The sequence below is a fragment of the Pseudomonas sp. RIT-562 genome (assembly GCF_026241895.1).
Classification (GTDB): Bacteria; Pseudomonadota; Gammaproteobacteria; order Pseudomonadales; family Pseudomonadaceae; genus Aquipseudomonas; species Aquipseudomonas mandelii_F.
Genome location: NZ_JAPJIV010000019.1, coordinates 103941 through 116143, shown reverse-complemented (window position 1 = coordinate 116143; position 12203 = coordinate 103941). Strand labels below are relative to the sequence as shown.

The 12203-nt window shown below is 59.2% G+C and carries 12 protein-coding genes and 4 tRNA genes; 13 read left to right on the top strand and 3 right to left on the bottom strand.

The window, feature by feature from the left end; translation table 11 throughout:
• The first annotated feature begins 20 nt into the window (after nucleotides 1–20).
• From ORL50_RS21375 to ORL50_RS21360, 4 genes are all read left to right on the top strand, one after another.
• Nucleotides 21–623: a DsbA family protein gene (locus ORL50_RS21375; RefSeq protein ID WP_266017851.1), complete on the top strand. Its 603-nt coding sequence runs from the start codon at nucleotides 21–23 to the stop codon at nucleotides 621–623.
• On the top strand, nucleotides 616–2433 hold the full coding sequence (locus tag ORL50_RS21370; protein WP_266017823.1) for an ABC transporter ATP-binding protein: 1818 nt from the start codon (nucleotides 616–618) through the stop codon (nucleotides 2431–2433). The genes ORL50_RS21375 and ORL50_RS21370 overlap by 8 nt, the downstream gene beginning before the upstream one ends.
• Nucleotides 2434–2538: 105 nt before the next feature.
• Nucleotides 2539–4998 (top strand): EAL domain-containing protein, encoded by a 2460-nt coding sequence (locus ORL50_RS21365; protein ID WP_266017822.1) that lies wholly within the window; start codon nucleotides 2539–2541, stop codon nucleotides 4996–4998.
• Nucleotides 4999–5078: 80 nt separating this feature from the next.
• Complete coding sequence (locus tag ORL50_RS21360; protein ID WP_416236039.1) at nucleotides 5079–5840, top strand: iron-containing redox enzyme family protein; 762 nt, start codon at nucleotides 5079–5081, stop codon at nucleotides 5838–5840.
• 82 nt (nucleotides 5841–5922) lie between these two features.
• Here the strand turns inward: ORL50_RS21360 and sugE are convergent, their stop codons facing one another.
• From sugE to rdgC, 3 genes are all read right to left on the bottom strand, one after another.
• A complete protein-coding gene (gene sugE, locus ORL50_RS21355; protein ID WP_045061667.1) occupies nucleotides 5923–6237 on the bottom strand; it encodes a quaternary ammonium compound efflux SMR transporter SugE in 315 nt (104 codons plus the stop codon).
• A 118-nt stretch (nucleotides 6238–6355) separates the two neighbouring features.
• Complete coding sequence (locus tag ORL50_RS21350) at nucleotides 6356–7321, bottom strand: bile acid:sodium symporter family protein (protein ID WP_266017820.1); 966 nt, start codon at nucleotides 7319–7321, stop codon at nucleotides 6356–6358.
• 145 nt (nucleotides 7322–7466) lie between these two features.
• On the bottom strand, nucleotides 7467–8387 hold the full coding sequence (gene rdgC / locus ORL50_RS21345) for a recombination-associated protein RdgC (protein ID WP_266017818.1): 921 nt from the start codon (nucleotides 8385–8387) through the stop codon (nucleotides 7467–7469).
• A 161-nt stretch (nucleotides 8388–8548) separates the two neighbouring features.
• Between rdgC and ORL50_RS21340 the strand changes: the two genes are divergently transcribed.
• From ORL50_RS21340 to ORL50_RS21300, 9 genes are all read left to right on the top strand, one after another.
• A tRNA-Val gene (locus tag ORL50_RS21340) sits at nucleotides 8549–8624 on the top strand.
• A gap of 19 nt (nucleotides 8625–8643) precedes the next feature.
• Nucleotides 8644–8720: transfer RNA gene (locus ORL50_RS21335), tRNA-Asp, on the top strand.
• 197 nt (nucleotides 8721–8917) lie between these two features.
• Nucleotides 8918–8993: transfer RNA gene (locus ORL50_RS21330), tRNA-Val, on the top strand.
• Nucleotides 8994–9012: 19 nt separating this feature from the next.
• Nucleotides 9013–9089: transfer RNA gene (locus ORL50_RS21325), tRNA-Asp, on the top strand.
• A gap of 297 nt (nucleotides 9090–9386) precedes the next feature.
• Nucleotides 9387–10103, top strand: coding sequence for a BamJ family beta-barrel-assembly machinery protein (gene bamJ, locus ORL50_RS21320; RefSeq protein ID WP_266017817.1), 717 nt, complete (start codon nucleotides 9387–9389; stop codon nucleotides 10101–10103).
• Nucleotides 10104–10395: 292 nt separating this feature from the next.
• Nucleotides 10396–10851: a YkvA family protein gene (locus tag ORL50_RS21315; RefSeq protein WP_266017816.1), complete on the top strand. Its 456-nt coding sequence runs from the start codon at nucleotides 10396–10398 to the stop codon at nucleotides 10849–10851.
• Between the two features lie 127 nt (nucleotides 10852–10978).
• The gene (locus ORL50_RS21310) at nucleotides 10979–11320 is read left to right on the top strand and encodes a helix-turn-helix domain-containing protein (RefSeq protein ID WP_266017815.1); all 342 of its coding nucleotides are present in this window, start codon (nucleotides 10979–10981) and stop codon (nucleotides 11318–11320) included.
• On the top strand, nucleotides 11317–11688 hold the full coding sequence (locus tag ORL50_RS21305) for a hypothetical protein (RefSeq protein WP_003223109.1): 372 nt from the start codon (nucleotides 11317–11319) through the stop codon (nucleotides 11686–11688). Before ORL50_RS21310 ends, ORL50_RS21305 begins: the two co-directional genes overlap by 4 nt.
• On the top strand, nucleotides 11689–12108 hold the full coding sequence (locus ORL50_RS21300; RefSeq protein WP_266017808.1) for a sel1 repeat family protein: 420 nt from the start codon (nucleotides 11689–11691) through the stop codon (nucleotides 12106–12108).
• Nucleotides 12109–12203 lie beyond the last annotated feature (95 nt).

The window sequence follows — 12203 nt, the reverse complement described above, 5'->3', positions numbered from 1 at the left end:
TGCTCTATGTGATGGACCCGATGTGCTCCTGGTGCTGGGGTTTTGCGCCAGTGGCCGAAGCACTGGTCGCGCAGGCGCGTGCAGCGGGAGTTGAGGTGCATCTGGTGGTGGGCGGCTTGCGCACCGGTAGCGGTTCGGCGCTGGAGCCGACCACCCGGCGTTATATTCTCGAACACTGGCAGGCGGTGACTGACGCCACCGGCCAACCGTTCAAGCTGGAAGGGGCATTGCCCGACGGTTTTGTCTACGATACCGAACCGGCGTGCCGGGCGCTGGTCACCGCGCGCAGCCTGGCAGCGGATTGTGCGTGGAACTTGCTGGGTTTGATTCAGCATGCGTTTTATGCCGAAGGTCGCGATGTGACCCAGGCCAGTGTCCTGGTCGAGTTGGCGGAACAGGCCGGGGTACCGCGCATCGAGTTCGCAGCGGCATTTGACCGTGCCGATCAACACGCCGCGACCGCTGCCGATTTCACCTGGGTCCAGGATCTGGGAATTGCCGGCTTTCCCACTCTGCTGGCCGAGCGGGACGGGCAATTGGCACTGTTGACCAATGGTTATCAACCGTTCAGCGAGCTGTCGCCATTACTCGGCCGCTGGCTGGAGCGCGCCGCCTGTGCATGACCTGCCCGACGATGAGCCATCTCCCAAGCGTATCGATCGACTGAGCTGGGCTGAAATACGTCGCCTGGCCCTGCAGCATAAAAAAGCCTTGTGGATCGCCAACGGCGTCGCGGTACTGGCTACCTTGTGCAGCGTACCTATTCCCCTCCTGCTGCCACTGCTCGTGGATGAAGTGCTGCTGGGGCACGGCGATTCTGCGCTGCAAATCATGAACCACGCACTGCCTGAACATTGGCAGAAAGCGGCTGGCTACATTGGCCTGATGCTGCTGGTGACCCTGAGCCTGCGTTGCGCGGCCCTGTTGTTCAACGTGGTGCAGGCGCGCCTGTTCGCGGCGCTGGCCAAGGACATTGTCTACCGCATTCGCTTGCGCCTGATCGAACGGCTCAAGCGAATCTCCCTGGGGGAATACGAAAGCCTGGGCAGCGGTACGGTTACCACGCATCTGGTGACCGATCTCGACACCCTCGACAAATTTGTCGGCGAGACCCTCAGCCGGTTCCTTGTGGCCATGCTGACCCTGGTCGGAACGGCGAGCATCCTGGTGTGGATGCACTGGAAGCTGGCGTTGCTGATCATGCTGTTCAACCCGCTGGTGATCTACGCCACGGTGTTGCTGGGCAAACGGGTCAAGCACTTGAAGAAGCTGGAGAACGACAGCACCTCGCGCTTCACCCAGGCCCTTACCGAAACCCTCGACTCCATCCAGGAAGTGCGTGCCGGCAACCGCCAGGGCTTTTTCCTCGGCCGTCTCGGGCAGCGCGCACGGGAAGTGCGGGACTACGCGATCACCTCCCAATGGAAGACCGATGCGTCGAACCGCGCCAGCGGCCTGCTGTTCCAGTTCGGTATCGATATCTTTCGCGCCGCAGCAATGCTCACCGTGCTGTTTTCCGACCTCTCCATCGGCCAGATGCTCGCGGTCTTCAGTTACCTGTGGTTCATGATTGGCCCGGTGGAGCAGCTGTTGAACCTGCAATACGCCTTTTATGCCGCTGGTGGGGCTCTGTCGCGGATCAACGAACTGCTGGCCCGGGCGGATGAACCGCAGTACCAGGGCGGCGTCGACCCGTTCCAGGGCCGTGAAACCGTGGGCATCGAAGTCCAGGGGCTGAGCTTCAGTTATGGTGATGACCTGGTCCTGAACAAGATGAACCTGTCGATCGCCCCGGGCGAAAAGGTCGCGATTGTCGGTGCCAGTGGCGGCGGCAAGAGCACGTTGGTGCAGCTGCTGCTGGGCCTGTACACGCCGCTGGCCGGGACGATTCGCTTTGGTGGTTCGACCCAGGAAGAAATCGGCCTGGAAACCGTGCGCGAAAATGTCGCGGTGGTGTTGCAGCATCCGGCACTGTTCAACGACACCGTGCGGGCCAACCTGACCATGGGCCGCGAACGCAGCGACGAAGCCTGTTGGCAGGCCCTGGAAATTGCCCAGCTGGATCACACCGTGCGCGAATTGCCCAATGGCCTGGACAGCATCGTCGGCCGATCCGGCGTGCGCTTGTCAGGCGGCCAGCGTCAGCGCCTGGCGATTGCCCGCATGGTCCTGGCCGAGCCCAAGGTAGTGATCCTCGACGAGGCCACCTCGGCGCTGGACGCCGCCACCGAATACAACCTGCACCAGGCGTTGACCCGGTTCCTCAGCCATCGCACCACACTGATCATCGCCCACCGACTGTCCGCGGTGAAACAGGCGGACCGGGTGCTGGTGTTCGACGGTGGGCAGATCGCCGAGGATGGCGACCATCAGCAGCTGATCGCCGACGGTGGCTTATACGCCAAGCTCTACGGGCATTTGCAGCAGCACTAGTCACGCCGGCAGGGGTCCAACTTGCCGGGAGCGAGAACGCCCCCTAGTCTGGGTGTAGCGATCACGTCGGGATGCTGATCTGGCAGTGCTAATACAAGGGACCTCATGAATCAAACGCGGACTCTCGGAACTCCACGGTTGCTGGGCATCGTCTGGCCATTTATTGCCGTCGTGTTATTTCAGGCGTTGCTTGGCGGCTTCAGCCTCTACGTACTATCGGCGGTTCGCGGCTATGTAGCTGGCGAAAGCCTGTGGTCGAAAGGGCAGAAAGATGCCATCTATTACCTGAACCTCTACGCGGAAAATCGCGACGAGGCAATTTTCCTCAAATACCAGACCGCGATAGCAGTGCCCCATGGCGGGCATGAGCTGCGCCTGGCGCTGGATCACGAGCCGCCCAACCTCGAGGCGGCCCGTGTAGCCATTCTCAAAGGGGGCAATCACCCGGACGATGTGTCCAGCCTGATCTGGCTCTACCTCAATTTCCGCCACTTCAGCTACCTGGAGAAGGCCATCGACTTGTGGACTGTAGGCGACTCCTACCTGGGGCAGCTCGATGAAGTTGCCAACGAAATGCACCAGCGGATTACCGACGGCCAGGCGTCCAGTGCCGATGTCACTCGCTGGAAAGACCGAATTTTTGCCATCAATGACGGCGTAACGCCTGCGGCCAAGGCATTCAGCGATGCATTGGGCGAAGGCTCGCGAATGATCCTTCGCCTGCTGCTGCTGATCAACCTTGCCACCGCACTGGGCCTGATTGCGCTGGCGCTGATGCGCACCCACAAGCTGCTCAAGCAGCGGCACGCGTTTGCCGATGCCCTGCAGCTGGAAAAGGATCGGGCGCAGATCACCCTGCAGTCGATCGGCGATGCGGTCATCACGACCGACGTCGACGGAGCGATTGCCTACATGAACCCGGCCGCCGAGGCACTGACCCACTGGAAGGCCGAACAGGCGGCGGGATTGCCGCTGGCGGCGCTGTTCAATTTACTCGATGAAAATGCCCAGGCCGACGGCTTCACCTTGATCGAACATATCCTCAGCGGCCAGCTGCGCGGAGGCAGCGAGCATTCCAAGCTGATCCAGCGCCTGGATGGCAGCACCGTCTCGGTCACCCTGGTGGGCGCGCCCATCCGCAACGCCGGCAAGGTCAGCGGAACCGTGCTGGTGCTGCACGACATGACCCAGGAGCGCCAGTACATTGCCAATCTGTCGTGGCAGGCGACGCACGATGCCCTGACCGGGCTGGCCAACCGCCGCGAGTTCGAATTTCGCCTGGAGCAGGCCCTGCACAACCTGACGCGTCAGGCCGGGCGTCATTCACTGATGTTTCTCGACCTGGATCAGTTCAAGCTGGTCAACGATACCTGTGGCCACGCGGCTGGCGATGAGTTGTTGCGGCATATCTGTGCCCTGTTGCAATCAGGCTTGCGTGCCGGCGACACCCTGGCGAGGCTGGGTGGCGACGAATTTGGCATCCTTCTGGAAAACTGCGCGCCCGACGCTGCCGAGAAGATCGCCGACAGCTTGCGCCAGACCGTACAGAACCTGCACTTCGTGTGGAAAGGCCGGCCGTTCGTGACCACTGTGAGCATCGGGCTGGTGCACGTCGCTCAGCATCCGACCACCCTCGAAGCCTCCTTGCGTGCCGCCGACATGGCCTGCTACATGGCCAAGGAGAAGGGGCGCAACCGGATTCAGGTGTATCACGCCGATGATTCGGAACTGTCCCTGCGCTTCGGCGAGATGGCCTGGGTCCAGCGCCTGCACATGGCCCTGGAAGACAACCGGTTCTGTCTGTACGCCCAACAGATCGCACCGCTCGGGCATGCCGAACACGACGGCGGACACATCGAAATACTCTTGCGCCTGCATGATGAAGCAGGGCGAATGATTCTACCGGACAGTTTCATTCCGGCAGCGGAGCGTTATGGGTTAATGACTTCCCTTGACCGTTGGGTAGTGGAAAACGTTTTCAAGATTATTGCGCAGTGCATAGAAGAACAGCATAAAGGTCCTTTGGCCATGTGTGCGATTAATCTGTCAGGCATTACTATAGGAGATGACGCATTTCTGGACTTCCTGCGTCAACAGTTTATTGTTTACTCAATACCACCTGAAATGATTTGTTTTGAAATTACTGAAACCAGTGCGATATCAAATTTGGGTAGTGCAATAAGATTTATTAATGAACTCAAAGAGTTAGGTTGCTATTTCTCACTTGATGATTTTTGTGCCGGAATGTCTTCATTCGCCTACTTGAAACATTTGCCTGTAGACTTCCTGAAGATCGACGGGAGTTTCGTAAAGGATATGCTGGACGACCCGATTAACCTCGCCATGGTCGAAGTGATTAACCACATCGGCCATGTAATGGGTAAGCGCACGATTGCCGAGTTTGTCGAAACACCACAGATCGAGCAGGCACTGCTGGAGATTGGGGTCGATTATGCTCAGGGGTATGTGATTGAACGCCCGCATCTGTTTACCTGCGAAAGTTTGCAAAGTCGTCCGGCGCGGCCTCAGCCTTTGTTGTTCAAGGCCCCGGGTACCTTCCGCTGAAACATCTTGCCGATCCTTAAAAAATCACAATCAAAAGGAGCTCGACAGTGATCGACACATTCATCAGAACCGGACCTCTCATGGAAGCTGCAAGTTATCCAGCCTGGGCCCAGCGGCTGATTCAGGATTGCAGCGAGAACAAGCGCCGGGTAGTTGAACATGAACTCTATCAACGACTGCGTGACAACAAGCTCAGTGCGAAGACCATGCGCCACTACCTTATTGGTGGCTGGCCGGTGGTTGAACAGTTTGCTTTGTATATGGCGCAGAACCTGACCAAGACGCGCTTTGCCCGCCACCCTGGCGAGGACATGGCGCGCCGTTGGTTGATGCGCAATATTCGGGTAGAACTTAATCATGCCGACTACTGGGTGCACTGGAGCCGTGCGCATGGCGTAACCCTGGAAGAATTGCAGGCACAAAGTGTCGCCCCGGAACTCCATGCGTTGAGCCACTGGTGCTGGCACACCAGCTCGTCCGATTCACTGATCGTGGCCATTGCCGCTACCAACTACGCCATTGAAGGGGCGACAGGGGAGTGGTCGGCCGTGGTCTGTTCCAATGGCGTGTACGCAGCATCCTTCCCTGAGGAGGAGCGCAAGCGCGCGATGAAGTGGCTGAAGATGCACGCCCAGTACGACGACGCCCATCCGTGGGAGGCGCTGGAAATCATCTGTACCCTGGCAGGCCTGAATCCGAGCCAGGCGCTGCAGGCAGAGTTGCGCCAGGCTATCTGCAAGAGCTATGACTACATGTACCTGTTCCTGGAACGGTGCATGGTGCTTGAGTTGGCGGAACGGGCACCGGTTACGCGTGAGCGCATGGCGCTGGCGGAAAGTTGATCGGCAGTGACCCGGTGTAAAAAAGCCCGCCCCGCTGTCTGGGTCGACGACGGGGCGGGCTTTTTCATGGCGGGCTGATTGCTCAGGCGCTGATCTTGAGTCCGACCAGGCCAGCGATGATCAGGGCGACACTGGCCAGCCTGAACAACGCCATCGACTCGCCAAACAGAATGATTCCGGCGATGACCGTGCCGACCGCGCCGACGCCTGTCCAGATGGCATAGGCGGTGCCCAGCGGCAGCTCCTTCATCGCCAGCCCCAGCAGACCAAGGCTGATGGCCATGGCCGCAATGGTCAGGGCGGTGGGCAGCGGCCGACTGAAACCATCGGTGTACTTCAGGCCGACCGCCCAGCCGACTTCAAACAGGCCGGCGAAGAACAGAATGATCCAGGACATGTGAGACCTCCATCGATTGACGGGGTCGTCCCCAGATAATGACTCGATCGAGCCGCAAGGTCGTCCTCGCGATGCGCAGTATAGTGCCCATTATTAACCGGGCGATCAAGTTTCCAACTCAGTCAGCGGCTTGCCGCGCTGCGATCTCGCGATCCTGTTTTTCACTCATTCGCCGGAACCAGGTCGAGAGCAGCGCCCCGGAAATGTTGTGCCACACACTGAACAACGCACTCGGCACCGCTGCCAGCGGCGAGAAATGCGCGCTGGCCAGCGCGGCACCCAAACCGGAGTTCTGCATGCCCACCTCCAGCGCCAGGGATTTACGCTGGGCCAGTGGAAGCTTGAACAGGCGCCCGGTGAAATAACCCAGCAGATAACCGAAGCTGTTGTGCAGCATTACCACCGCCATGATCAACAGGCCCGATTCGGCAATCTTCGCCTGGCTGGCCGCCACCACAGCGGCAACGATGATCACAATGCTCACCACCGAAATCAGCGGCAGCACTTCCACCGCGTGACGAACCCGCTCGCCGAGCACGCGCTGGGCCAGCACGCCGAGGACGATCGGCAGCAACACCACTTGCAGGATCGACCAGAACAGCTCCATGAAGGAGACCGGCAACCAGGCTGAGGCCAGCAGCCAGATAAGCGCCGGGGTCAGCAACGGGGCGAGGAGGGTGGTCACCGCCGCGATGGCTACCGACAACGCCAGGTCGCCGCGGGCCAGCCAGGTCATGACGTTCGAGGAGGTGCCGCTCGGGCAGCAGCCGACCAGGATCACGCCGACGGCGATTTCTGCAGGCAAGTGGAAAACCTGACAGAGTAACCACGCCATGCCAGGCATGATCACGAAATGTGCGACTACGCCCAGGGCCACGCGCCACGGGTGGCGCGCGACCTCGGCGAAGTCATCGAGCTTGAGGGTCAGGCCCATGCCGAACATCACCAGCCCCAGCAGCGGCACAATGGCCACCTTGAGGCCGACGAACCACGCGGGCTGGAGGAACGCTACCACGGCGAAAATCAGTACCCAGTAAGCGAAGGTGTTGCCGACGAAGCGACTCAGTGCAGCCAGTGCGCGCATGGCCTGATCCTTATTTTTGAAGTTGCACGACGTTCCAAATGTGGGAGCGGGCTTGCTCGCGAAGGCGGTGTGCCAGGTAAGTATTCATTAACTGAAACACCGCCTTCGCGAGCAAGCCCGCTCCCACAGGGGACATCACCAGACTTTAGATTCCCTGGGGAAGCTCTTCCCCACCCAACGCTTCCACCAGCGCCGGCAGGAAGTCGCCAAATGTCAGCATCATCAAGGTGAAACTGGCATCCAGCTGGCCGAGGGCTTCTTCGCCGCCGTCCTGTTCCGCCTGATCCTGCAACAGATCCTCGAACTTCAGGCGCTTGACCACCATCTTGTCGTCGAGGACGAAAGACAGTTTGTCCTGCCAGGCCAGCGACAGCTGGGTGACCACCTTGCCGGTGCTCAAGTGCAACTGGATTTCTTCGCTGGTCAGGTCCTGACGCTTGCAACGCACGATGCCGCCATCTTCATGGGTGTCACGCAGCTCGCATTCGTCCAGCACGAAGAAGTCGTCCGCAGCTTTCTGGGTGGTGACCCATTCGGTCATGGTGGCGGTCGGCGACATTTTTACGGTCAGCGGGCGCACCGGCAGCGTGCCAATGACTTCGCGCAAGGTGGAAAGCAGGTCTTCGGCACGTTTCGGGCTGGCGGAGTTGACCAGGATCAGCCCCTGTTTTGGTGCGATGGCAGCGAAGGTCGACGAACGACGGATAAATGCGCGAGGCAGGAAGGCCTGGATGATTTCATCCTTGATCTGGTCGCGTTCCTTCTTATAGACCTTGCGCATCTGCTCGGCCTCGATCTCCTCGACCTTTTCCTTGACCGCGTCACGCACGACGCTGCCTGGAAGAATGCGCTCTTCCTTGCGAGCCGAGATCAGCAGGAAGTCACCGCTGACATGGACCAGGGGCGCATCTTCGCCCTTGCCGAACGGCGCAACAAAACCGTAGGTGGTCAACTCCTGGCTTGCACATGGACGCGCCTGTTTGGTGGCCAGTGCAGTTTCCAACGCCTCGGCATCAAAAGGCAGATCTTGGGTCAGGCGATAGATAAGCAGGTTTTTGAACCACATGGGGTGAGTCTCTCCTTATATGCAAAGGGGGGCATTATTCTCTTCGCGGTGCCATAGGCCAACCCTTCTCTAAGCCTTTGGAAGGCCTCGGAAAATTAATTAAAAAAGTGCTTGCCAGAGTCCGGGGTGCTCCGTAGAATGCGCGCCACACCGAACGTGAAGGGTGATTAGCTCAGCTGGGAGAGCGTCTGCCTTACAAGCAGAATGTCGGCGGTTCGATCCCGTCATCACCCACCATTCGCATTCAGTGTTACGCGCAGCGGTAGTTCAGTCGGTTAGAATACCGGCCTGTCACGCCGGGGGTCGCGGGTTCGAGTCCCGTCCGCTGCGCCATATTCGGTAACCTGGAACGCTGAACGCCAGGTCACCACGGAAAGCCCGCTTAGGCGGGTTTTTTTCTGCCTCAAGTTTGTACGTTGTTCCTGCAGGATGTGTCGTTTTACTGGTTTTCGGATTTATTTGAAAAAATATTCAATTAAATCAACACATTACGAAAACTTGTGGCATAATGCGTCCCGTAACGAAGCGAAGGGTGATTAGCTCAGCTGGGAGAGCGTCTGCCTTACAAGCAGAATGTCGGCGGTTCGATCCCGTCATCACCCACCATTCGTTTCAAGCGTTTCGCGCAGCGGTAGTTCAGTCGGTTAGAATACCGGCCTGTCACGCCGGGGGTCGCGGGTTCGAGTCCCGTCCGCTGCGCCATATTCGGTAACCTGGAACGCTGAACGCCAGGTCACCACGGAAAAGCCCGCCTAGTGCGGGCTTTTTTTCGTCTGCGATTTGCCATTTGCCCTGACCGTGTCATTGCACCGGCGCAAGACAATCGTCGCTGTGGGAAGAAGATGACAGAAGCTTCACCCGCAGAATCCCGAAATGCGTTACAACACCTGAACTTATCAGATGTTTCCTGCTCTCATGCCGGTAGCCATTGGTCGTGGCCGCCTGATAAGCTCGCGGCTTTACTCGATTGCCCTTTAGGCGCATGAACAAGGAAATAGCATGAAACAGCATCGGTTGGCGGCGGCGGTGGCCCTGGTTAGCCTGGTACTTGCGGGTTGTGATTCGCAGACCAGCGTAGAGCTGAAAACCCCGGCGCAAAAAGCTTCCTACGGGATTGGCCTGAACATGGGCAAGAGCCTGGCTCAGGAAGGCATGGATGATCTGGACTCCAAAGCCGTTGCCCAGGGCATCGAAGATGCCGTTGGCAAGAAAGAACAGAAGCTGAAGGATGAAGAGCTGGTCGAAGCCTTCGCTGCGCTGCAGAAGCGTGCTGAAGAGCGCATGGCCAAAATGAGCGAAGAGTCGGCGTCCGCTGGCAAGAAATTCCTCGAAGACAATGCCAAGAAAGCGGGTGTCACCACCACTGCTTCTGGCCTGCAGTACGAAGTCGTCAAGAAAGCCGACGGTGCCCAGCCTAAGCCAACCGACGTAGTGACTGTTCACTACACCGGTACCCTGACTAACGGCACCGTATTCGACAGCTCCGTCGAGCGTGGCAGCCCGATCGATCTGCCAGTTAGCGGCGTGATCCCGGGTTGGGTCGAAGGCCTGCAACTGATGCACGTTGGCGAGAAGTACAAGCTCTACATTCCAAGCGAACTGGCTTACGGCGCGCAAAGCCCAAGCCCGGCAATTCCGGCCAACTCGGTGCTGGTATTCGACCTGGAACTGCTGGCGATCAAGGATCCGGCAAAACAGGACGACGCAGCCAAGTAACTTGCGTCTGCTGTAAATCAACGCCTCGCTCATGCGGGGCGTTGTTGCATTCGGGATTTGCCGCGGCCAAACAAAACGAACCGAAGGGGCAGGTTGCAGTCATAGCCTTTGAAGACGCTTGCGCTAGCCGCGCCGAGGCGCCAAGTCAATGAAATGTTGGGTTTTTTTATGTGAGTAAAAAACGCCCGATCTGAGCTCAGCCCTTATGAAACGGGGGCTTCAGCGGCAAAATGCAGCTCTGTTCACAAGGTTATCCACAATTTGTGTGGATAACATTTCAGCGGGAGGAAATATGAAAGCACCCTGGAATTTTGCCCGTTTCCTGCCATTGGCCGGTCGACTGCTTGCCCGCGGTCGATTGCCCACCCTGTTGTTCGCCGTCGCCAGCAAAGGTGCCAGCCAGGGCAACCGTCTGGGTAAGCTCAAGGACGACCTGCGCCTGCTGCAGGCATTGTGCCTGGCCTATTGGCGTGGAGAGTACCGGGCCATCAGCCCCAAAGCGCTGATTTCGGTGGTGGCCGGCCTGATGTATTTCCTGAGCCCGGTAGATGCGATCCCGGACTTCATCCCCATGTTCGGCATGCTCGACGACATCGCGGTGCTGGCCTGGTTGATGAAAGTGCTGGACGACGAGCTGTCGGCATTTCGTGCGTGGCGCAAGCGCCAGTTGCCAGAGAAGCTCGCGGTGGTTGAGCGGCTGCCTGACACGCCGGAGCAACTTCAGCTGCAAAAGCCGAAAAAACCCTGATCCAATAGACGATAACCCCTATATTCATGCACCTCGTGACCTTGGTCCGCGACCACGGTCGCTGTTAGGATTACACTTCAAGGGAAAAGTGCCGACTCGCAAAGTGTCGTTGTCCTACGGGGAAGTCATGGATATTCAGATAATCACACGCGAAGGCGAGCCCGAATATGCGGTTTTGCCGTGGGCTCAGTACCAGGCTCTACTGAAAGCAGCAGGCATCGATCAACCCTCGCCGCGGGTCGCACCACAACCTCCTGCGGCAACACCAGACCAGATTCTTCCAGGTCTGGATCAACTACGCAGTTTGCGCGAAGGCAAGGGCATCGCCATCGAGGCGCTCGCCCGCACGGTAGGCATCAGCCCGTCTTATCTGGCCCTGATTGAAAGTGGCGAGCGTCAACCCGACGCTGCGATTCGCCGCAGCCTGGCCTGGGAATTGACGGTGCCAGGGTGGAGGGACGAATCGTGAGCGTACGCATCAGTCGTCAACATTGGGATGGGTTGCTTGGTGAACTGGATCAGGCGCGACGACAGCGGCACCTGCTGACTTATCGCGCATTGCTGGAGCGTTTGCAGCTGCCGACCCCGGCAATGCAGACCTTGACTGCTGCACTTGAGCACCTGGCTGCGCTGGACGCCAAGGCGGAGCAACCATTGCGCAGTTCCTTGGTGATCAGCCAGGGTGCCAGCCGCCTGCCACGCACTGGTTTTTTTGAATGCGTTGAGCGCCTGGGGCGTTTCTCCGGGCCCTCGGATGGGGTGGCGGCAGCGTCCTGGCACGCTTCGGAAGTGGTTCGGGTGTTTGAGTACGAATACCCCGAATCGGCAGAGGCCTGAATGTTCCTCAAACTCAAGGCCCGGGCCAGTTACTGGCTGGCCCGCCGGCTGTTTCACTGGCCGTGGCTGGTTCGCCAGCCCCGCGGGTGGAGTTGGCTCGAAGGCCAGTTTGCCCGCATGGCCAACCTGGGTGATGTCGGCGCGCAAAGCTTTTACGGGCACATTCTGGCCTTTCGTGGAGTCGGCCTGGGTGCTCGAGAGGAAGGCGTGCGATTGCTGCGTCTGGCGGCGTTGGCGGGGGATGCCAAGGCGGCTTACCAGGTAGGCGTGTTCAGCCTGGCGGGGACAGCGAGCAAGGCGCCGGATCCGGTCGAAGCGGCGCGGTTCTGGGGGATTGCGGCGAAGGCGGGGCATCCGTTGGCCGAGATCAAGCTGCAAGAGCTGGCGTCTCGCGGTTTCGAAGCGCCTCCTTCAGTCTGAGGTGACTTCGCCGACGCCATCGCGAGCAGGCTCACTCCTACAGGGTTCTGAGTCGGCTGTGGAAGTTGCGATGTAGGAGTGAGCCTGCTCGCGAT

What these genes read in the sequence shown, in the direction of transcription:
- ORL50_RS21375 (WP_266017851.1), top strand. Translation starts at nt 21, where the DNA reads ATGTGCTCCTGGTGCTGGGGTTTTGCGCCAGTGGCCGAAGCACTGGTC.
- ORL50_RS21365 (WP_266017822.1), top strand. Translation starts at nt 2,539, where the DNA reads ATGAATCAAACGCGGACTCTCGGAACTCCACGGTTGCTGGGCATCGTC.
- ORL50_RS21360 (WP_416236039.1), top strand. Translation starts at nt 5,079, where the DNA reads ATGGAAGCTGCAAGTTATCCAGCCTGGGCCCAGCGGCTGATTCAGGAT.
- sugE (WP_045061667.1), bottom strand. Translation starts at nt 6,237, where the DNA reads ATGTCCTGGATCATTCTGTTCTTCGCCGGCCTGTTTGAAGTCGGCTGG.
- ORL50_RS21350 (WP_266017820.1), bottom strand. Translation starts at nt 7,321, where the DNA reads ATGCGCGCACTGGCTGCACTGAGTCGCTTCGTCGGCAACACCTTCGCT.
- rdgC (WP_266017818.1), bottom strand. Translation starts at nt 8,387, where the DNA reads ATGTGGTTCAAAAACCTGCTTATCTATCGCCTGACCCAAGATCTGCCT.
- bamJ (WP_266017817.1), top strand. Translation starts at nt 9,387, where the DNA reads ATGAAACAGCATCGGTTGGCGGCGGCGGTGGCCCTGGTTAGCCTGGTA.
- ORL50_RS21315 (WP_266017816.1), top strand. Translation starts at nt 10,396, where the DNA reads ATGAAAGCACCCTGGAATTTTGCCCGTTTCCTGCCATTGGCCGGTCGA.
- ORL50_RS21310 (WP_266017815.1), top strand. Translation starts at nt 10,979, where the DNA reads ATGGATATTCAGATAATCACACGCGAAGGCGAGCCCGAATATGCGGTT.
- ORL50_RS21300 (WP_266017808.1), top strand. Translation starts at nt 11,689, where the DNA reads ATGTTCCTCAAACTCAAGGCCCGGGCCAGTTACTGGCTGGCCCGCCGG.